The following is a 20,253-nucleotide window of genomic DNA, read 5'->3' as shown; positions in this document are numbered from 1 at the left end:
TTAGAGATGGGATGTATTTGAATTGATATTATAGAAAGAACCTGGCTGTTTCTTACTTTGGCCGCTTAATCCTGGAGATGGAGTCAAGGGATAGATCCTTATCGGCTGTATTCTTCATAAAAGGCATCAGGTTTTTGAGCGACGATTTCCAATCGGTGATGGGCCTTCCGGAGACACTTTTCCAGTTATTCATTTCCCAGGAACTATATTTTTCTGTGATCTTTTGATCCAATGACGGCTCGTAGCCCTCCAGTGTTTGGGCATATTGAAGGAATGTATCCAACGACGGTTGCCCGGTTCCTTTCACAGTCGGTTCCGCAGTGTCTTCATCATTTAATTCGTGTTGCTCGGGCTCTTTTTGCTCGCATTCAGAAACGAGGGAAGTCAGGGAAGTCGGGGAGGAGACAATGGATTCCTCATTTTGCGGCACAACAAGATCTAATAAAATGGTATCTAATTGAATTGTTTCAGGCTTCGATGCCACTGCGTCGTAGTCTATTAGAATACGGTAGGTTGCAGCACCGTCGGTGTCTTTGTTGTAATGAATGATTCCCAGGCTTTGCAGTTTCTTTCTTGCGGCCATTATGGTATTTCTGGATAGACCTAAGGTTTTGCTTAAGTTCCGGTCGGAAATGCTGACCGTGTAGGAACCGCAATCATTCGCAAAGTTCAACAGATAGAAATAAACTGTAATAACATTTGCGTCCAGCTTTGCCTTCTGGTTGAAATTCCAAAACTTCTGTATGAGCTTCAGGTAGTACATTGCTACTTGGTTGCAAAAAGCTTGAGAGCTTTCTTCTTGTCAATAATGATGATATTTCCCCGCTGAATAATCGCCTCATCCAGTATTCCGGACGACTTTATTTCGGAGGCTTTCGAGATTGAGCATCCGAGGATATTGGATAATCCTTTGAGTCCAAACTCATAATTATTCTCGGGGCAAATACTTTTCATCACTTCCAGGTATTCCTCCACGGTCAATTTCCAGAGCGGTGTTTTCGGATCTATATTGTTCATAACTGAGTTTTGCGTTATTTATTGGTGAGTAAGCACTTGTTTTTGCTGTTTTGAAATCCAGTTCCTTGCGGCAGCCTGCCAGCTCGACATCGGCTTGTTACGGTGTACTTTCCAGTTTTGTGACTCGTAAAAGTTGAAAAATGCCAGGGCTTTACAAGAAGAAAGATCACGTTCTGTAAAGTACAGCTCGACCTCAAAAAGATCGGGAGTGACAAACTTTTGTGCCTTTTGGGTTGGAGTATTTGCTTTTCGCGGCGACTGATCCCGTTCTTCAATAATTTCAACAAGACTTCCTTTGTAAGGATCGTAGCTTGGTAAATAGTGGATCAGGCCTGCATTATGCAATTGGCGAATGCACCGGTGATAGGTAGCCAGAGATCTGATCCTGCTCAGCTTCATCACTTCATCACGATAAATCCTGAAAGACTTCCGGAATTGATTGATTGACCACAACTGAAGGAGCGAAACATACATACTGATGTGGGAGGGGAGCATTTGCTCGTCCCAGACCACATTTTCAAAAAGGCGAATGATATTTTTAGACTGTTTCATACGAATGCTGTTACCAATGAATATCACTTTTTATCGCTGCTAAGAAGTTTCTGAATATCTTTGTAGCTGTAGTAGAGGGTTCCTCCGACCTTCGTGTAAGACAGCGAACCGTTGATCCGTAGCGTCTGTAAAGTCCCTGCTGAAATGTTCAGCAATGTTCTGACCTCCGAACTTCGAAGCCATTCTTTCTGGGTTCTGTTCTCTTTTTCAAGTAAAGTTTTGATCTCTTCCAGCAGTTCATTTTTCAGCTGTTGAAGATCCTCTTTGGTTACAATTGATATTTCCATATTTCCAATGTTTATCACTTGACAAAATTTGGAAATCAAAACAGAAATCTTTCGGTAGTTTGTCGGTACTACCGAAAGAATCCGTTGTATCTATTGCAAATAAAGAATTATACTACAGCAGACAATCGCACATCTGCCTAAAGATTAAGAAATGAGCGCTTTTTAACCATTAATCTCTATTTTGCTGTCATAAAAAGTTGAAATTTGAAGATGTTGATCTGTTACCTATTCATATCATCAAGAAACTGGCTTAAATTCTTCTGAAGGAGTGATAAAAATTTGGTCTGATCACTTTTTCGTAAGCGTATTTCACCTAAAGTTTTATGATAGTTGCCAAGGTTAACGTTGAGGGAATTCTCGGCCCAGCGGAATACCTCTGCAAGATCAGTATGTCCACCGTTAAAGCACTTTGTCTGATACAGCGCAAACAGCAGTTCGATTAGAGCCACTTTTGGAGCGGTCCATTCCAGTTTTGGGGTTTGAGAAATGACATTTCGCACTTCCTCCGGTGTACTTAGCTGATCCGTCAGGTACTGATTGAGAAAATCATTGGCAATGATCTGGGCAACGATATGATCGTGAGATGTTGAAAAAGATTCATCGTAACTGTAAAATTCCGGACTAAGTTTGAGTTTAAAATCAAATTTGAAGCGGATAAAATATTTTTTATCAAGATAAGCGGCCTTTCTCCGGTAATAGCTGATAAATTCTTTATGCTCATTATAAAAGTACAGGAGGCTGGTTCTTTCATTCTCATAATAAGTCTTAAGGGTAGGGGGATCTGCGTGGGGTCTTGAAGATTCTATTGCCAGCACTTTGGAATAATAAATATAGATGGCAATAAATTTGGGTTTAATATTCCTGAAGAAGAAAATTTCATCACTCCAATCCAGGAAACGGTACTGCCTGAGAAGGTCTTTTAAACTACGGATGGCGGCATCGGTCTTCATCAGAATCTCTTCGGATCTAAGGACGATATCACTTTCTTTTCGGTTGATCTGGTCGATAGAAGCGGTTAGGTTTTTCCAAAGCAGGTCTGTCTTTTTTCTGAAATGTTGTTGGTTCATACGTTGATTTTTTATGTAAATTCAACGTAAAAGTCGAGTTAATAATAAAAACTATGATTTGTTCATCTCTTCTTTTCTTCTTCGGATAAACTCTGAAGGCTTCATTCCGATAACTTCCGTAAAATGAGCGGCAAATATTTTACGGTTTGCCATTCCGCAGGCATCCGCAAGGGTATCGACCGTATAATTCAGGTACCGGCTGTTTTCTATCAGCATACTGGTGATGTATCCGATCCGTAACTGCTTCAGATACATCGTAAAATTGGTCTGCAGATGATCATTGAGAACATACGATAAAAGGTTCCGGTTGGTGCCGAGCATTTTTGCCACGATCGTCAGGGTAAGATTTTTGTTGAGGAACATTTTTTCCGCTTCAAATTCCTTTAACTTTTCTTTCACCGTAAGGATCATCTCTTCTGTGTAGAGCTTCTTATCGGCAGAAGGGACAGTATTATTTTCGGGCTTAGGCTCTGCCCGGGGTGGGTTTTTGTAATTTTTAAGAATTTCACGGTATTTAAGATCCAGCTGCTTCGCCTTTCTTCGGGACCGAACCAGCAAAAAGGAGCTTACTACCGTGGTGCCGATAAACAAACAGGTGATGACCAATCCCCTGTGTTTCTCTTTTTCAAGCCTGTTCTTATCTTCTACCAATGATTTACGGTCGTATTCGCTGTGGATCTTGGATGCCAGCAGGACGAAATCGGCGCTAATTACTGAGTCGACCTTTAGCAATTGATCGGTATAATATAACTGTTTCTCACGGTCCCCGTTCTTTTTCGCATCATTGATTAAATGTTCGTAAGCCGATCGTATTTCAGGGGTAATAAAATAATACTTATTAACCATTGAATCAACCTTTCTGAGGTAGAGCATTGCCCGAGCCCTATCGGGCTTCTCTAAAAACAACTTCCCCAAGTAAAAATAAACCGTCGTAAGAGATGCGTAATCTTCCTTATCACTTAAAATTTCATCAGCAATCTGAAGATGTTTTAACGATTCATCCAATCGGTGCTGTCTCAAAAGCTGAACCCCTTTACCCTTTTGAAAATAGCCGTACTCTAAGGTCAGCTCTTTGGTGTCGTATAGTTTTGCCAGACCAATCTGAATGAGCGAATCTTCTTTAGAATACAAACGCAGATTTTTATAGCAGGTGCTCAGCCGGTACAGGCTGTTAAAATAACCGAGTTTATTGTTGAGAATGATATTCGGATGATTGTTTTTCAACATGCTCTTCTCATAGTAGGCGGCTGATTTTTCAAAGTGGGATGCCGCTTCTTTATAATCTCCCAAATAACTTTCTACGGTTCCCAAATGGTAGACGATCTTATTTTTCAGGTATTCATCTTTAGACTTATTAGAATGGTTATACGCGATTAGGTATAGGTCTAACGCAGGCTTATATTGTCTTCTGTTATAAAAATAGATAATTCCTTTTCCGAGATAGGCTCTGGCGATCTGGTCATAGTCTTTATGCTGTTGGGCAGTCAGAATCGTACTATCGGCATACAATAATTTGGTGGCGATCGTTTTATTGTAGTAGATCGCTTCTTCGTATCCTCTTATTAATTTTTGATAATTTCTTTCTCTTTTCGCTTTATCAATATACATCTGGACAAATACCAGGGCTCTCTCATCGTTTTCGGAATAGGAATCAAACAAACCTGCAATTTTTCCATAAGATTCCCCCTGGTGGATTTTCCGGGCATTCTGTCCATGTGCCAATAATATAAATAAATTGAAAATCATCAAAAATATTTTATTATTTGTGCGCATAATTTAAAAATGTACTCAAATTTACCAAAATTTAGCACCGTATTAATGATATTTAACGCATTTGTGAATTATATCTTTTAGGTGTTGATTTTCAATGCTGTACCGCGATATTTTGCAGTCATTATCTACCCATTATGACTGATTTGAGTACCGTTTGACCCAACAAAATCTTTTCTGAACCTGCAGGCAGCGCTAATTTAGTCCTCAGAATTCTATTTGTGAACCGGCAGCCGGGATGACTTTTTAACCCTTTACAGAAAAATATGAAAAAGTATATCTCAATTTTAGGTTTAGTCACTGCATGGGTATTGCAGTCGTGTGAAAGAAACGGTACAGATTTCACAGAATCTGAAAACCATAATCCAACAGCAATAAATCAGGCGAAAGCATCTGGAAACGAGGGGGATGACGTTCCCGATGTCCCCAGTATGAATAGCTTTAAGGATACCGGAGACGATGATCCTCCGAAAGACAAGCAGCATTGGAAAATTGTTTACGATACACTGCGTTGAATTTCTGATGGTGATACTCTATGAAATCCGAACAGCAAAAGATTACCATCCTTACCGGAAAAAAATGTACGGTAAGCGGGGAGTGGGAAATTGAAGATAGAATAACGACAACGATCTATGTTTCAAAAGGTGAATTGATGCCCTCATACTGCGGGGTCAATGTAAAATGGGTTTTAGTTACAAAAGGATAAAGACGGAAACAATGAAAACCACCGAAAGAAAGTCAGCAGCGTATATCAGTTATTTTTTTATATTATTATTCTGTTATGCAGCATTCAGTAAATGTTATGATTTTGAAGATTTCCAGGTTCAGATCGCGCAATCGCCTTTACTGAGTGCTTATGCCGGATTTGTTTCATACGCAGTGATCGTTGCCGAACTGCTGATCGTCATTTTATTATTCGTGCCCAGAACCAGAATGGCCGGACTATATGCTTCATTGGCAATCATGGTGGCTTTTACCGGTTACATTTACCTTATTCTTAACTATAGCGACTTTATTCCCTGTTCCTGCGGCGGCATACTCGAAAAAATGGACTGGACGGAGCATCTTATTTTCAATATTGCTTGTGTCATCATTGCAGGTGCGGGCATTCTCTTAATCGGTGGTGCCGTCAGTTTACGGCGACGGATGATGATGATCCTGCTCAGCGTGATTGTAAGTTCAGGCACCGTTACTTTGCTGTTTTTGCGGTCAGAGTATATTATTAAGCGGCAGAATAATTTTACGAGAAGATTTCTTCTACATCCCGTACTGGAAGATCAGTCGGTGAAGTTGGATAACGAGCAGTATTATTTTGCAGGCAGTGACCACTCGCATATTTACCTTGGAAACAAGCACTATCCACAAACCCTGGTTACCCTTGGCCACAACCTCGCGGGGATCAAAAAATTAAAAATGGCGCCGTCCGATTTTAACCACACGTTCCGCAATCTGCAGGTTCAGGTAAAAGGGCCATACTATTACCTCTATGATGGGACAGTTCCTGTTATTTACAGGGGAAAACTGGGAAATGCTGCACCCAAAACCATCAGTTACAGGGATGCCTATTTTACACAGTTGATCGTCCTGGATTCCATCCGCTTCGCATTGCGCACCCAAAGCAAGGCTGATAAAATGTTTACAATTGCCCGTTTGGATCTGACCAGACGGCCAAAAGTAGAATTATATCCTGGAATCCTTGAAAAGCAGGTGGACGGTGTTTTTGATTCAGATGGGAAACTTACATCCAGTGCTCACTCAGATACGCTTGTATATGCCTACACGTACCGGAATACGTTTTTAATTATGAATAATCAGCTGGAACTGAAGAGAAAGCTGCACACTATTGATACGACCACCGTCGCTAAAATACAGACGGGAAGTCAGTCTAATGGCACTCATAAACTGATAGCCCCACCGTTGAAGGTCAATCAGAATATTTCTGCCAACCGTAACCTCGCCTTTATTCAATCAGACCTGATGGGTAAGCACGAATCAGTCAACGCGTGGAAGAAAGCTAAGGTAATCGATATTTACCGGACGGATAAGCAGGAATACATCGGGAGTTTTTATATCTATAATCAGGGTAAAAATAAGCTCACTGATTTTATTGTGACGGATCACTATCTGTTTGCCATAGTCGGTGATCAGCTGGTAAGATACACCTACCGTAAACCCATTACAAAATATTTTAAACCGGGGGAAGCCGAAAACCTGTCCAAAGAGTAGGCACACATTACAAATACTTTTATTATGAAAAATTTCATGTTTTCTGCTTTAGTGGTACTTTTAGGTACCGGAGCAGCGTTTGCTACCAAAAAGGCAAACAACGTTAAAAGTGCTATCGTTTCCGGATATCACTTCGATGCAGCGCAGGGTCTGTGTATCGATGCGCAGCAGGATTGCAGCAATGTCTTCAGCAACGAGGCCTGTACCTGGTCTGAAGACGGTTCAACGCTTAGAGAAATTGATTCTCCGACCATGTGCGGAAATCCGTTGTACAAAGTTCCACAACAATAACCAAAAGAGGGCTGTCTCTACCGAGACAGCCTTTTTTTCAACTGTTTGCTGATCCATTCAACATCCTTTTTATCTTTCAGGAAGTAGTCCCACCATTCCATTGTCCTTTGGTTAAGATCTGTGATCGCTCTGCTGCCTTTTTCCAGAATGTGTTCCTGGGTAGGGTAGAATAATGCGATAACCTCCTTATTGCTTCTTTTTAGCCCGAGATAGAACTCCATCGTATGATCCCAGCGGACATTTTCATCTTTCATCCCGGTCCATAATAACATCGGTGCATTCACGCAATCTACAAAATGAATCGGATTGTTATCAAAATAAAGCGCTTTATTTTCAAAAAACGACCGCTTCATTTTATACTGCCCGTTTTCAAACTGCCAGAGCAGTGGCATATACGAATCATAGCTGTAGGAAAAATAAGCCCTGACAATATCACTGTGTCCCGAACTTGAGATATAGGTCGAAAACCGGTTGGAATGTGTTGCAATAAAATTGGTTTCATAGCCGCCCATTGAATGTCCGTTCAGACCGATCTTTTTCCGGTCGATGGACTTAAAACCACCCAGCGCATCCAATGCACTGTTCACGCAATCGAGCGCGGACAATCCCGTTCCTCTGTCATCAAAAACAATATCCGGAAGAAAAACAAAATATCCCTGTTCAATGAGCGTGCGCCAGTTAAAGCCTGCACCTTCATCTTTGGGGTAAGTGTAGATGTTGGCATCCTTGCTTTGAATCTGGTAGATATGAACAATCATCGGATACTTTCGGGCAGGATTAAAACCGATAGGATAATATAGGATTCCCTTAAGCGGTGTTCCTTGGGAATTCTGATAAGCAATAATATCCTGTTTGATATTGAAAGCCTGACGGTCAGCGCTGTTTCCACTGTAAAGGACCTGCTTTTGACTTCCTTTAGTATCTTTAACTAAAATCCTCGGTGGCAAATTATAGTTTTCTTCAATCGTATAGGCTACAGTCAGATCATTGCTGAACCGGACTTCCCGGATATGATGTTCCGTAGGACCGATGACTTCCCGGAATTCCTTAGCATCGTATTTAAGGTATGACGTCCTGTTATCCTTATCTTCTGCTTTAAGAAGAAATCGCTTCCCGGAATCAATATTGCTGACTTTGATATTAAACAGGTCATTCACTTTATAGCTGTCGCCTGATACAATCGATACTTCCTTACCGCGGGTACTAAGAAAAGAATTAAACTTCTGCTTTTGGATGTCATAACGGTATAATCCGTCCCTGCTTTCAAAATAGATGAAAAGCTTGTTGTCATCAAACACCGGCTTTTCTAAGCCTTGCTTATTAATTATGGTTTGATTTCCGGACTTAAAATCAAACAACATCCATTGGCTGCTCCGGTCATTCCATCCCAGGAGAAAGGCTCCGTCCGGCGATAGAGTAACATCTGCGGCTTTCTCAAAGATCTGAAAGTATGAATTTTCAGAAAGGTGGTAAACATACAGATCCAACAGGGGAAAACGGGTGCTGTAGTTGTAATCTTTCTGCGGGTCAAAAGCCAGCAGGTAATCCGTGTTATTCGCTGAAGCAAAAACAGGAAAGCGTTCTGCGCTGATAGGTTTTACGGCTTGTTTCCCGACATCCAAAAGGAAATACTCGTGCGAATCTTCTGTTCCATATTTCTTGGCTTTTAGGTTGCTGTCATTGCCATACCATATATCCACTACCTGATCCTTTACAGGTTGAGTCCGGCTTTGAAAATCCAATAGATAGGCTTTTCCGTTTTGAATTTCAGTCACCTTCACATAGTCAAAATCTTTTTTGAGCTCCGGCAGATGGTGGATTACCTGTCCTGACTGGGTATTGACAAAGGTGATATGTCTGGCCGATTTTCCCTGTCCGGTTTCGGTCAGAACGATCTGATTTCCCGACGGCATCATTTCCATTCTGCTGAATTCAGAAGCGGTGACGTATAGCGGCACCGTTTTATCGGCAGTGATGCGAACCAGCTCCGACTGATCGTTCCATTGACGAACCGCATACAAGTATTTATCCTTGTCAGTAATCAATTTTTGGACACCCTTCATCGTCTGGCGAACCTTTCCCTGATGATCGCAGACCGTTAATTCACCATTTTTAGACCACAGAAAGAAGTGGTCCTGACCTGAAAGCGGACCTGCCTGCCGGATGTGGTCATATTCTTTCTGCTTTAAGCCGGATAGATCCATCCATAGCGCTTTTCCATTGCCTGAAGCAATTAAGGTCTTGCTGCTTAAAAAAGAAAACTGCTGATTCAATTTAACCAGTGTTGCGATGACCTGACCGGGCTTGTGACGGTCAAACAGCAACAGGGTATCGCTTTGATGTTCATAACGTTTCCTTACCGCCGACCATCTGCCGTCTGCGGAGACTTCCAAATTACCAAGCGTAAAGAAAGAGCGTTCGGGTCCTTTTATCGTATCCCGGCGTTGAAGTACCTGGCCGTTAACCCAAAGCAACAGAAAGAATAGGATGAACATTACTAATTTTCTCCGCATCAGTAGCCGGTGTTTTGGGGATTAAGGTTGGGATTAAGCAGCAGTTCCTTCTGTGGAAGCGGCCACAGCTGATGAAAGGATTTCCAGTTGGGTTTTACAAGAGCCAGATTCTGGAGCTGGTTTTCCCGTTTCAGGTCAAAAAAGCGGTGTCCCATCTCGGTAAAGAACTCTTTGCGGTTTTCCGACAGAATCTCATTGATTAAGGCTTCCTTGGTAACAGGCTGCTGGATCAGCTGGACATTCGCCCGCTGTTTAATGGCATTAACGAGCGGAATAGCCTCGGTGACTTTATCCTGTTTCGCTAAACATTCCGCCAGCATCAGGTAGACCTCTTCGAGACGGTAGACAACAGAATACTCTGTGGTGTTATTGTTGAGATTCTTGTATTTGTTCGCCCTGTAAAAGGTATTGTTATTGAAGGTTACGGCGGTCGTCCATAGCTGTTTCCTACGGTCGGTCGAAGCGAAGCTTTGCATCAGGCTTTGTGATAAGGCGACGCTGGTTGGCGCCGAATTGGAAAAATAGTAGGCGGTGATCTCCTTGGTGGCATCTCCCGGATTTTTAGGCTTCAGCTGCCAGAGGATATGCGTTCCCGACTTTTCAAAAACCTTGGAAGGATCATTCTGAAACTGGTAAAGGGGATTCTGAAGGATTTCTTTCAGCAGGATTTCCGCATCACTCCATCGGTTCTGTAACAGATATACTTTTGCCAGGACCAGCCTGCCGACAGATCTATTGGGAAAGATCCGTTCGGTATTGCGGTACGGTTCCGCTAATAGTGACAAGGATTCATTAAGGTCATTAGCAAGCCTGGCCAGCACCTGCGGTGCTGAAGTTTTTGACAGCGACTGGTTAAGGGTATAATCCGTACCGGTCACATAAGGAATATCCCCAAAGATCTGCTGCAGATAACAATAGAGGATCGATCTTACCAATAATGCTTCACCCTTTATCCTCGCCTTATCAGCTGAAGACAAGCCTGAAGACGCATTGACGCCCTCAATAATGGCATTGGCTAAATAGATCTTCTGGTAGGCATTTGCCCAGTAGCTGTACACCGCAGGATTAGAATCCACCAGCGTATTTTGGAAAAGCTCCAACGTTCCGTTGTTGGAAGTTGTTCCATAAAAGTCAAGGTCATCGGTATAGACGCCCAACAATCGTCCCGTCTGATCTCCTGCCAGCGGCGAGTTGTCCCACAATCCCGCATAGAGACCGGATAAAGCAGCATTAGCGGTCTGAACGTTTTCAAAGACCTGGTCCGAGGTAATCTGGTTGGCAGGCGTGTCTACCTCCAGAAGCTTTTCGCAGCTTACCGTTGACAATGTAAAAATCAGGAATATATATAGTTTGTATCGTTTCATAATGATGAGTTCTAAAGGTTAAACTGCACACCGAAGGCGTAGGTTTTAAGAGGAGGCAGGAAGCTGCTGCTTCCCGTTTCAGGGTCTACTCCGAAATAATTCGTGAAGGTCAACAGGTTTTGTCCCTGGATATACAGCCTGACCTCACGGAAAACATTTGACGATCCCAACGGAACACGGTAGGAAAGCTGGATGTTCTTCAGACGTATAAAAGAAGCGTCTGACACCGAGGCATCACTGCTTTGCAGAAGCGTATGGGATGCATTGGCAGTAGATTGGTAAGGCATATAAAACCCATTCGGATTATCAGGAGACCAGACGTCCAGCGCTTCCACCGGAAGATTGTTCATTAATCCCGGGGAGGTCATCACGCTGTTGTAATTCCTCGCTTTTTGCTTCACAAACTGGAACAGGAATGAAAGGCTCAGGTTTTTGTACTGCAGCTGGTTGGTCCAGCCGCCAAAGTACCGCACCCCGATATTTTCGATTACCTGCCGGTCATCCGGCGAGGTGATCTTACCATCCCCGTTAAAGTCCGTAAAGCGGTACTGACCCGTTTGTGGGTTGATGCCTTCAAGATGGTAGAGCTTTACGATGCTTATCGGTTCCCCGATGACATACATATTCGCATAGGTTGAACCAGATAGTCCCGGAAAATCGATCAGCTTATTCTTTGGAAAGCTGATATTGAACCCGGTTTCCCATTTAAAGCTGCCTTTGGTAAAAGGGCGGGCGTTCAGCTCCAGTTCCACTCCAGTATTCTGAACGGTTGCATTCAGGTTCGCACTCACGGATGTAAATCCGGTCAGGGCAGGTAATTGATAGCCCACCAGCTGGTTGGTAGACCGGTTCCTGTACCAGGCTGCCGTTAGGTTGATGCGGTTCTTAAAAAATCCCAGTTCGAGGGCGGCTTCCAGCTTTGTCGTTTTTTCCCAGCTGAAATCCGGATTAAAGAGGCGGGACGGAATAATACCGGTAACGCCATTGTAGATAGACGTGGAAGAAACCGCAAACGTATCCAGGTATTGGTAGTCTCCGATATTATCGCTTCCCGAGGTTCCGAGACTTCCGCGCAGCTTTCCAAAGCTCAGCCACTCAGACTCTTTCAGAAACTTTTCATTAGAGAAAATCCAGGCTGTACCCACAGCCCCAAAATTAGCGAACTTGTTATTGGGTCCGAAACGACTGCTGCCGTCCCTTCGTCCCGTGACATTCAGAATATATTTCTTATCCCACTGGTAATTGATCCGCCCGAAAACCGCAGCATAACGGTATTCGGTGGTAACCTGGTCATTGATGACCTTTGTTTGGGCTGCCGCAATATTCTGGATAAAGATATTGCTTTCAAAACCTGTCCCTCTCATAGAACCCTGCTTTGTGACATCATCCTGATAAGTTATACCAGCAAGGATGTCGATACGGTTGCGACCTTTCTCAAGAAACCAGTTCGCCTGCGGTTCGAGAATAAAGGAGAACCGTTGCTGGTTATATTTGTAGGCCTGCGAGTAAGCGCTGGACTGTCCTGTTACAAAGGCAGGATTATAAATGGTATTAGGGCGTAATGACCATTCCTCAAAAGTCTGGTAATTGATACCGGCATTTAATTTAACCTTAAGGTTTTTAACAACCTCGTACTCTGCGCTCAGATTATTCAGGTACTGGATGTTTTCGTTAGAGTAGGTGGCGTTATAGGCGGCGACAGGATTGGTAAAACTATTGTTCGCCCAGTTCAGACTTCCGTCCTCATTATAGAGCGCCGGGGCATTAGGAGCCAGCAGGTACGATTGCCTGCTCACATCCTCGTTGATCACATTGTTCTTCTGGATCGTAAAAAGATTGGAAACATTCAGCGAAAACCGCCTGTCTTTAGAATGGTGGGCGAGATTGCTGGAAATATTGTCCGTGCTGTACTTGAAATCTTTTGAATAAACCGTCGTCTGCTCATTATGGCCATAGCTGATGAGGAATGTGGTATCTTCATTACCACCGCTCAGGGAAAGCTGTGTATTGGATGCCGTGGCCATATTGCCGATGAGCGTTTTATTCCAGTTGGTGTAACGCTGCGGATCCCAGGTTCCGTTCACGTCGTATGCCGTAGAAGGGTAGGTAGTAACCCCGCTTTTGGCATAAGCCTGCCTGCGCATATTCAGGTATTGCTCCGTATTCATCATTTCGAGATTGGAGATAATTCGGCTCATCGAATAAGAGCTGTTGAAAGATAAGCCCAGTTTCCCGGACCGGCCTTTTTTGGTGGTGATCAGCACCACGCCATTAGCACCGCGCGATCCATAGATGGCTGTAGCATCAGCATCTTTTAAAATCTCCAGGCTTTCGATATCATTGGGTGCAATGCTGTTCAGGGGGTTCATACTGCCGCCGGCAATGGCTGAACCAGAATATTGCGAAGCTACCTCGCCTCCGATAGGAACACCATCCACAACATACAAGGGCTGGTTGCCATCCACACCACTGGTGGCTATCGTCCGGAGTGAATTTCTGCCCCTGATCTCTATCTGGTAGCCGCCGCCGGCAACCCCGCTGTTCTGGGTGATATTGACTCCGGATAATCTTCCCTGGGCTGCGGACAGGACATTGGTGACAGGCTGGTTCGCAATATCTTTTGCAGAAACCTTCGCAATGCTTCCCGTGCTTTCTTTCTCCCTTACCTTGTAATATCCGGCATTGAGCACCACTTCCTCGATCTGCCGTTCCCGTCTATCCATTGACACGCTGATCGAAGTGAGATTTCCGATATTGATTTTCTGTTCCGGATAGTCCGGATGTTTAAAAATTAATATTAGATTCTGTCCGGAAACCTGAATCTGATATTTTCCGGAAGCGTTGGTCATCGTAACTGCATCAGCGCCCTCCTGGAATACCGAGACACTGCTGAGCGGCTGCCCGTTTTGTGTGACTGTTCCCGAGATGGTTCTCATTTGTCCTATGGCCATTCCCGAGAATAGCAGGCTGCTGAAAGCCATCCATTGGAGATGGCCCAGCCTGCAAAAGTTTTTTTTCATACCTTTGAATAGGGTTTATTTTGTTAAACTTTGCTCTTTCCAGCGTGGCGTCAACTTTGCGGAAAGAGCTTTTCTTTTTTGGTCGATTAATTTTTTTTCTCTTTTTAAAATGATATTTTCTTAGGCCGTTATTATGTTTTGTTATCTTTTTGCTGAATTAAATACGCCGCATCAAGGATTTTTACAAGATGGATATAGACCGCTACGATCCTGGCACCATCAGAATAGGAATTGGTATTTGTTGACAAGCTGACTATCGCTGCAAGATTATAGTCGAAGTCTTTGACAGCGTACTCTGCGAAAGCACGATGGAATACTAAAATTGGATTAAGATATTCCTCATTCGACAAAGATCTTTGCGTCAACAAATTCTGACTCGCGGAATGTTTTGCAATCGTCGATTGGTTGTCCTTCAATGCTATTACATGACAGGCACGCAGCAAGGACCGCAAGGACTGATGAAAGCGAAAGACTACAGAAGAATCTTCCTGGATCACCGTGTTATTTTTCCCGGCACAGATCATTAGGTTGTTGAGCATTTCTTTGGCGGTCACCAAATCATAACCCTTGAAAAAGGATTTAATTATCCTTAAGCTGGAACGCTTCCTGCTGACAAACCAAAATCTGTATTTAAAATCTATTCTTCTCCTCTTCAATGGCTATTTCTACTATTTGTTTTTAAAAATCGTATAGCAGGAAGTGTTGCTTGTCCAGGATCTTCCTGCCTATACTGATCAAAATTTAATATGAATGAAAAAAATGTCTCGTGTAAGCCCTAAAGCCGCAATGGACGGCGCCATTGTGTAATGTCTTTTTTATTTAGCGGTAAATTCCTTTCGGGATGAAAATAATTTTGGAATATTAAAAGAAAGCGAGTATTTTTAAGGTTTGAGTTTAAAGCATAGTCGGGCTTTCCTTTTACAATTAAAGGAATTTCGGATAGTGTTGTTAATACATTCGGTTAAGAGTTGTTGCAGTTTGTTGTCGAAACCGCAGGTACCGGTTGTACTTTCTATATTATGCTTGCGGACTATTCCGGTGGGCAGATAAGAAGAATGGTTGAAAATGTCGTCCTCATAATATATAATTTTAGTTTTATGGAACGAGTCTTTGAAGGAAAGGGTGGAGCCTATCTTCAACTTTTATCGCGGTACGGCTAAGAACCTGTGACGAAGTTTCCGATAGGGTGTCCACCCCCATAAAATGCAAAGGTACAAAATATGAGGTTGCGACAACCCTACTGGTCTTGCGTCATCTAAAAATTAGCCGTTTTCGATAACAAGACTCATGTTAATATTGGTCGCTTATACTTTATGTATGTTGTATGACAAATGTATAAATTATAAATAATATATGCAAATAAATAATTAATTAAGTGTAAAATTACATATAAATTGGATAAATCTAACAAAAAAGCAAGATTAGTTTCTCCCGAATATCGGGGAAAGATTGGGAAAAAGCTAAAGCAGAAAAGAGTTGAACTAGATCTCTCTATTAACGATATTGCTTTCATGACAGACATGACAGATAATACTGTAGTTAGTATTGAGAAGGGTATTACTACAAATATTGATTATTATGTAGAATATGCTAAGGCTGTCCAGTATCCTTTAGAAACATTAGATGATTTTAATATTAAACTGGTGCCTCTAAAATCTCTTCCAGACGACAGGAAGGCAAAAGCAAATTTAACTGGCAAAATTCGAAAATGGATTGTTCAGTCTAGTTTTCTCGCAACGGGTAAAACTGTGTCAGAAATTAAAGAAGAGTTGGTTAAGTTAAAGCTAATTGAAGCCACCAAAGTTTCATCTACTGAAATTGCTGGAGTAATGCGAAATTTCGTTATTGATGATACTATAAAAGTGGAAAGTAAGGTGGGAAGGAAAAATCTTTATATCAAATAGATAATCTTTTAACTTTCTTATGCTAATGACTAATGAGTTTGATAATGCTTAGAATTCAGATACTTATAAGTTGCAAGGCTTTTAACAGTGATTGAGTAATTAATGATAGAAGGTAATAAAAATATATACTTGCGACGAAAATATTTGAACATCTGAAAGCTTTCGATGAGGAGTGTTTTGATGATTAGGAGACTATATTGTAAAAATGATATTTCATGCTTCATTCTATTTGCTTATTTCCTTATAATATCGATCAGAACATTGATTAAGAACCTCATTGGTTTCCCGCAAATCTTTTGATAAAAGTAAAACCCAAATCGAAAGTCCGATGATAATAGCTGTAGAAATGACACAATATATTTTTAACTTTTTCATAATGTATTTTTGTAAATATAAAGAAAATTATCATGTTGTATTATTTGAAAGATTCAGAGAAAAATATGTCTTTCAAAATTTATATAGTTTCAAAAGCTAGTTTGTATATTTGGTTATTATGTGTATTCTATGAAAATACTAATTGATAGTACAACGTACAAGCAGGACAAAACACTCAATAAGTCGGACTTTTCGCTTTTAAAAGATTTGGGTAAAAAGAAACTTATTGAAATAAATATACCTTGGGTAGTGTATAAAGAAGCTACTACGTCAAGTGTTCAGGAGTCTCAAAATGATTTTCAGCAAGCGATAAATAAATTAATATCATTAGACAAAAAAGGAGTTCATCCCAATCACTATAATGATATTATAAAGTATGTGAAGAAAATAAATGAATTAAAAATTGATTTTGAAGAATCTGTCAAGAGACTGTGGGATGAGTTTATTAAAGATTCAAACGCAATTTTACATCCATTTAATCCCAAACATAGCACGAAGGTTTTTGAAAATTATTTTAGTGGCGGCGAACCTTTTAAAAGCCTAAAGAACAGAGATGATATTCCCGATGCATTTATTTATGCTCTTATAAAAGATATTTCGCGTAAAAATAAATTGGTGTTAATCTCAAATGACACCAATTTGTCGGATAAATGTGGACCCGATAAAAACATATTGATTTTTAAAACTTTAAAAGATTTTTATTCATCTATGGTTTTTGAGTCAATAAATGAAAAATACAAATCCCTGCTAAAAGTAGAAAAGTATAATGATGCATTACAATTTCTACAGTGTTGTGAAAACGTAATAAAGAAAGAAGCTCTTTCCTTTGCAAATTCAATTTCTCATATTGAATTTGAAGAACCCTCTTTGAAATCTGAAAATAATGAAGGAACAATTATTGGTTATGGTGCTGATGAAGTAAGAGTCAAATGGAAGGATGCGAAGAATATTGCAGAGCAGATTTTTCTTCCGATAGAGGTCTCGGGTCTTGCATTGATTGATTATTTCATTTTCAAAGCTGACTATTGGATTTACGAGAACCGACCTCAGATTGCAGACGATTGGAATGAACACTTTTATAGGGTGGAGCAAGAATGCAGAATGACTTTATTTATTACCTTTAACTTTAACATTGAGCAGATGTTGGAAATGAAGAAAAATGATGAAGAATTGGAGTTGCAAATTAATTCTTTTGATACAGTAAGATTAGATTAATGGCAAGACTGCTTGCATTAAAAATGCAATTTAAATCTCAAAAACCTCTATTTTTCCTGACAGGGAATTTTGGAATTATGATGTATCAGTACATTAGAAATCTATTTACTTCTTAACCTTACTAATCATTGTTTGTACACCTTAGATTTTTACTTCGCTACGCAGCGAGTTAAACATGGTCAATTTTGGAGTAGTTTATATTCAAACATTTGGCAATTATATGAATTTTCTGCCGAAAGTTTGAAATAAGTTTTCGATTCATTGCTGTATAATTAATTTTATTATATTAATTTAAATTAGTCTTATATATACTTATTTACTAGTATCTTGTTTATTATAAAATGTATAAAAAAATTCAAACTTTCGGCAGTAAAATAATTATTTTGCCGTAAGTTTGTATATATATTGTTATTTGCATGGTAAAAAAAGAAAGAGATAAAGTAGCACTAAAAGAATATTTTAGGAATCAATCAGAGCTTTCCTTAGATGATTTGCGCGCTTATTTTAGAAAAGATGACTCTGAGATTCCAGATACAACCATAAGGTGGAAAGTATATGACCTTGTTAGATCGTCAATACTGCATAGAGTAGGGAGAGGATTGTTTCAACTCGGCGATGCCAAGCAATATCAGCCGGAACTATCTTCCAGGTCAAAAAAAATCGGCACATTCATCCGGAAAAATTTTCCTGATGTTTCTTTTTGTGCTTGGAACTCGGATTTATTAAACGAATTCGCTCAGCATCTGAGCGCATATCCATTCGTGCTTGTAGATATTGAACGTGATGTTGCAGAGTCTGTATATTATCAGCTAAAAAATAATTTCAGCGGTGTGTTTCTACGTCCTTCAGAGATGCTTATAAATGATCTTCTTCCTGACTTCCGTTCTCCCATTATAGTTAGGTATTTGACAACAGAAAGTCCTTTGAGTGAAGAAAAAGGTCTGCCCCTCATTAGCCTCGAAAAAATGCTGGTAGATATATTTTGTGATCCTGAATTTACTTTTCTTGCAGGCAGTGAACTCAGAAGTATATTTGTTAATGCATTTCAAAAATACATCGTAAATGAAAATAGGCTTTTACGATATGCTGACCGAAAGGGCAGAAAACAAGACCTTATTAAATATATATACGATTCTAAATTTCTAAAACAATAACCATTAGTTTTAAATTCTAAATTATTATGATATCAAAAGACAGTCTTACTACTGAATGGCTGAACAGTGTCTCTGTAAAGAATAACAGAGCAGATAAAATTCTTATAGAAAAAGTAATTAGAGCATTACTTCTCCTTGAAGGCCTAGTGAAGTCTGATGTTCAATTTGTTTTTAAAGGTGGAACAGCCCTTATGTTATTGATGAACAGTACCAAACGTCTTTCCATTGATATTGATGTAATTATCAGTAACCCAAAGCAAAACCTGGAAGAGAAGTTCCAGGGATTTTTATCTGAACAAGGATTTACAAGGTTTGAGGAACAACACCGGCAAACATCAGGCGACATTGAAAAAGCACATTACAAGTTTTTTTACACACCTGTTCATATGTCTAATATGACTGAAGACTATGTATTGCTGGATATTCTATTTGAAGAGCCGCACTACACAAAAATTATAAACTTTCCCATAGATTCAAGTTTTATCAAGCAGGATGGCGACCCTATAAACGTTAGTATCCCATGTCATGAAGACATTTTAGGGGATAAGCTTACGGCTTTTGCACCTAATACCACTGGGATACCTTATGAAAAAGGCGGCGATTCGAGGACGATGGAGATCATGAAACAGCTTTTTGATATTGGAAGTCTTTTGGAACCTGTTACTGATGTAAACATAATTGGTCAGACTTTCGATATTTTTGCCAAAACAGAGATTGGTTATAGAAATTGTGAAACTGATGAAAACGGAGTACTTGATGATATTTATGACACGGCATTGCATATCTGTTCGCGAGGGGAAAAGGGAAGGGGGAATTTTAAAGCACTATTATCAGGAATTAATCAAGTAAAAAGATTTATATTCTCAGAAAATTATCATTTAGACAGAGCTATCACCGATGCTGCAAAAGCTGCCTATCTATCAACTGTTCTTAGATATAAAGTAATGAAACTTGAAAAATATCAAGGGCTGGAAAGTATAAAAGAGCTAGTGATCGATCAGAGTTTTGATTCCAAACTCAATAAGTTGAAAAAAGGAAATCCTGAAGCCTTTTTCTACTGGTATCACATATCTCTTATACGACAACAAAAACAATAAAACTAGCATATTAAGGCTGTTACCTTTTACTAATTTATATATGATTAGCAACTTTACAAGTTGCTTTAGCAATAGCAAATCAGTATAATTCTGCAAATTTTGGAATGAAATAGAGAGAGAAGAAAATAAAATCATCACAATCTTTATTTCTATCTTTGCATCGAATCTCATATAAAGTGAGTTTTCATGGTTATTAGTTTTTAGTCCCCGGTAGACCTGGGGACTTTTTTACGTGTAACTCGCAGCAAAAGAATGTTGTGTATTCATCTCCAACTCTGCTTACTCTGTAATTCTCATTACGCACGCAACTTTAATCAATCTTCGAGTTTGCTACAAAATACAGAATCCTTAAAAGAACTTTAGAACTACATTAAAATATGGGGTTTTTACGGATTGTGAAG

Annotated in this window: 18 protein-coding genes and 1 pseudogene; 9 read left to right on the top strand and 10 right to left on the bottom strand. The window is 40.3% G+C overall.

Annotated features, from left to right (window positions below; genetic code table 11):
• Positions 1-52 precede the first annotated feature (52 nt).
• The 6 genes from MKS83_RS14195 to MKS83_RS14170 form a co-directional block, all read right to left on the bottom strand.
• Entirely contained in the window at positions 53-763 is a 711-nt protein-coding gene (locus tag MKS83_RS14195; RefSeq protein WP_090001517.1) for a helix-turn-helix domain-containing protein, read from the bottom strand.
• A 2-nt stretch (positions 764-765) separates the two neighbouring features.
• A complete protein-coding gene (locus tag MKS83_RS14190; RefSeq protein WP_078797545.1) occupies positions 766-1,017 on the bottom strand; it encodes a DUF3853 family protein in 252 nt (83 codons plus the stop codon).
• Positions 1,018-1,035: 18 nt separating this feature from the next.
• A complete protein-coding gene (locus MKS83_RS14185) occupies positions 1,036-1,569 on the bottom strand; it encodes a hypothetical protein (RefSeq protein WP_098972696.1) in 534 nt (177 codons plus the stop codon).
• 23 nt (positions 1,570-1,592) lie between these two features.
• Entirely contained in the window at positions 1,593-1,856 is a 264-nt protein-coding gene (locus tag MKS83_RS14180; RefSeq protein WP_090001513.1) for a helix-turn-helix domain-containing protein, read from the bottom strand.
• Positions 1,857-2,077: 221 nt separating this feature from the next.
• Positions 2,078-2,923, bottom strand: a complete 846-nt coding sequence (locus MKS83_RS14175; RefSeq protein ID WP_090001511.1) for an RteC domain-containing protein — start codon at positions 2,921-2,923, stop codon at positions 2,078-2,080.
• Positions 2,924-2,974: 51 nt separating this feature from the next.
• Positions 2,975-4,669, bottom strand: a complete 1,695-nt coding sequence (locus tag MKS83_RS14170; RefSeq protein ID WP_172523086.1) for a helix-turn-helix domain-containing protein — start codon at positions 4,667-4,669, stop codon at positions 2,975-2,977.
• Positions 4,670-4,959: 290 nt separating this feature from the next.
• On the opposite strand from MKS83_RS14170, the gene MKS83_RS14165 reads away from it, so the two are divergent.
• The 5 genes and pseudogenes from MKS83_RS14165 (at position 4,960) to MKS83_RS14150 (ending at position 7,210) form a co-directional block, all read left to right on the top strand.
• Positions 4,960-5,208, top strand: a complete 249-nt coding sequence (locus MKS83_RS14165) for a hypothetical protein (protein WP_078797540.1) — start codon at positions 4,960-4,962, stop codon at positions 5,206-5,208.
• Between the two features lie 20 nt (positions 5,209-5,228).
• Entirely contained in the window at positions 5,229-5,399 is a 171-nt protein-coding gene (locus tag MKS83_RS14160; RefSeq protein WP_164462394.1) for a hypothetical protein, read from the top strand.
• Positions 5,375-5,794, top strand: a pseudogene (locus MKS83_RS22345) (MauE/DoxX family redox-associated membrane protein); the annotation flags it as partial. The gene MKS83_RS14160 and the pseudogene MKS83_RS22345, both read left to right, overlap by 25 nt.
• A 102-nt stretch (positions 5,795-5,896) precedes the next feature.
• Positions 5,897-6,919, top strand: coding sequence for a hypothetical protein (locus tag MKS83_RS14155; protein ID WP_240580215.1), 1,023 nt, complete (start codon positions 5,897-5,899; stop codon positions 6,917-6,919).
• A 24-nt stretch (positions 6,920-6,943) separates the two neighbouring features.
• Positions 6,944-7,210, top strand: a complete 267-nt coding sequence (locus tag MKS83_RS14150) for a hypothetical protein (RefSeq protein WP_078797538.1) — start codon at positions 6,944-6,946, stop codon at positions 7,208-7,210.
• Between the two features lie 17 nt (positions 7,211-7,227).
• On the opposite strand, the gene MKS83_RS14145 is transcribed toward MKS83_RS14150, so the two are convergent.
• The 4 genes from MKS83_RS14145 to MKS83_RS14130 all read right to left on the bottom strand — a co-directional run bounded on the left by MKS83_RS14145 (position 7,228) and on the right by MKS83_RS14130 (position 14,523).
• On the bottom strand, positions 7,228-9,723 hold the full coding sequence (locus MKS83_RS14145) for an alpha/beta hydrolase family protein (RefSeq protein ID WP_240580214.1): 2,496 nt from the start codon (positions 9,721-9,723) through the stop codon (positions 7,228-7,230).
• On the bottom strand, positions 9,723-11,087 hold the full coding sequence (locus tag MKS83_RS14140; RefSeq protein ID WP_078797536.1) for a RagB/SusD family nutrient uptake outer membrane protein: 1,365 nt from the start codon (positions 11,085-11,087) through the stop codon (positions 9,723-9,725). Before MKS83_RS14140 ends, MKS83_RS14145 begins: the two co-directional genes overlap by 1 nt.
• A gap of 11 nt (positions 11,088-11,098) precedes the next feature.
• Positions 11,099-14,107 carry a SusC/RagA family TonB-linked outer membrane protein gene (locus tag MKS83_RS14135; protein WP_098972702.1) on the bottom strand — a complete coding sequence of 1,003 codons (3,009 nt, stop codon included), beginning with the start codon at positions 14,105-14,107 and terminating at the stop codon, positions 11,099-11,101.
• Between the two features lie 131 nt (positions 14,108-14,238).
• Positions 14,239-14,523: a hypothetical protein gene (locus MKS83_RS14130; protein WP_240580213.1), complete on the bottom strand. Its 285-nt coding sequence runs from the start codon at positions 14,521-14,523 to the stop codon at positions 14,239-14,241.
• A 978-nt stretch (positions 14,524-15,501) separates the two neighbouring features.
• Between MKS83_RS14130 and MKS83_RS14125 the strand changes: the two genes are divergently transcribed.
• The 4 genes from MKS83_RS14125 (at position 15,502) to MKS83_RS14110 (ending at position 19,852) form a co-directional block, all read left to right on the top strand.
• Positions 15,502-16,011 carry a helix-turn-helix domain-containing protein gene (locus MKS83_RS14125; RefSeq protein WP_164462435.1) on the top strand — a complete coding sequence of 170 codons (510 nt, stop codon included), beginning with the start codon at positions 15,502-15,504 and terminating at the stop codon, positions 16,009-16,011.
• A 504-nt stretch (positions 16,012-16,515) separates the two neighbouring features.
• The gene (locus MKS83_RS14120; protein WP_090001501.1) at positions 16,516-17,601 is read left to right on the top strand and encodes a PIN domain-containing protein; all 1,086 of its coding nucleotides are present in this window, start codon (positions 16,516-16,518) and stop codon (positions 17,599-17,601) included.
• A 416-nt stretch (positions 17,602-18,017) separates the two neighbouring features.
• On the top strand, positions 18,018-18,755 hold the full coding sequence (locus MKS83_RS14115; RefSeq protein ID WP_078797531.1) for a DUF6577 family protein: 738 nt from the start codon (positions 18,018-18,020) through the stop codon (positions 18,753-18,755).
• A 26-nt stretch (positions 18,756-18,781) separates the two neighbouring features.
• The gene (locus tag MKS83_RS14110; RefSeq protein ID WP_078797530.1) at positions 18,782-19,852 is read left to right on the top strand and encodes a nucleotidyl transferase AbiEii/AbiGii toxin family protein; all 1,071 of its coding nucleotides are present in this window, start codon (positions 18,782-18,784) and stop codon (positions 19,850-19,852) included.
• Positions 19,853-20,253 lie beyond the last annotated feature (401 nt).

The sequence above is a fragment of the Chryseobacterium sp. Y16C genome (genome assembly GCF_022488405.1).
GTDB lineage: Bacteria > Bacteroidota > Bacteroidia > Flavobacteriales > Weeksellaceae > Chryseobacterium > Chryseobacterium geocarposphaerae.
This window is presented reverse-complemented; position numbering and strand designations above follow the sequence as displayed.

Bases quoted from the DNA above. Each gene is read 5' to 3' on its own strand.
- MKS83_RS14195 (WP_090001517.1), bottom strand. From the start codon at position 763: ATGTACTACCTGAAGCTCATACAGAAGTTTTGGAATTTCAACCAGAAG.
- MKS83_RS14190 (WP_078797545.1), bottom strand. From the start codon at position 1,017: ATGAACAATATAGATCCGAAAACACCGCTCTGGAAATTGACCGTGGAG.
- MKS83_RS14185 (WP_098972696.1), bottom strand. From the start codon at position 1,569: ATGAAACAGTCTAAAAATATCATTCGCCTTTTTGAAAATGTGGTCTGG.
- MKS83_RS14180 (WP_090001513.1), bottom strand. From the start codon at position 1,856: ATGGAAATATCAATTGTAACCAAAGAGGATCTTCAACAGCTGAAAAAT.
- MKS83_RS14175 (WP_090001511.1), bottom strand. From the start codon at position 2,923: ATGAACCAACAACATTTCAGAAAAAAGACAGACCTGCTTTGGAAAAAC.
- MKS83_RS14170 (WP_172523086.1), bottom strand. From the start codon at position 4,669: ATGATTTTCAATTTATTTATATTATTGGCACATGGACAGAATGCCCGG.
- MKS83_RS14165 (WP_078797540.1), top strand. From the start codon at position 4,960: ATGAAAAAGTATATCTCAATTTTAGGTTTAGTCACTGCATGGGTATTG.
- MKS83_RS14160 (WP_164462394.1), top strand. From the start codon at position 5,229: ATGAAATCCGAACAGCAAAAGATTACCATCCTTACCGGAAAAAAATGT.
- MKS83_RS14150 (WP_078797538.1), top strand. From the start codon at position 6,944: ATGAAAAATTTCATGTTTTCTGCTTTAGTGGTACTTTTAGGTACCGGA.
- MKS83_RS14145 (WP_240580214.1), bottom strand. From the start codon at position 9,723: ATGCGGAGAAAATTAGTAATGTTCATCCTATTCTTTCTGTTGCTTTGG.
- MKS83_RS14140 (WP_078797536.1), bottom strand. From the start codon at position 11,087: ATGAAACGATACAAACTATATATATTCCTGATTTTTACATTGTCAACG.
- MKS83_RS14135 (WP_098972702.1), bottom strand. From the start codon at position 14,107: ATGAAAAAAAACTTTTGCAGGCTGGGCCATCTCCAATGGATGGCTTTC.
- MKS83_RS14120 (WP_090001501.1), top strand. From the start codon at position 16,516: ATGAAAATACTAATTGATAGTACAACGTACAAGCAGGACAAAACACTC.
- MKS83_RS14115 (WP_078797531.1), top strand. From the start codon at position 18,018: ATGGTAAAAAAAGAAAGAGATAAAGTAGCACTAAAAGAATATTTTAGG.
- MKS83_RS14110 (WP_078797530.1), top strand. From the start codon at position 18,782: ATGATATCAAAAGACAGTCTTACTACTGAATGGCTGAACAGTGTCTCT.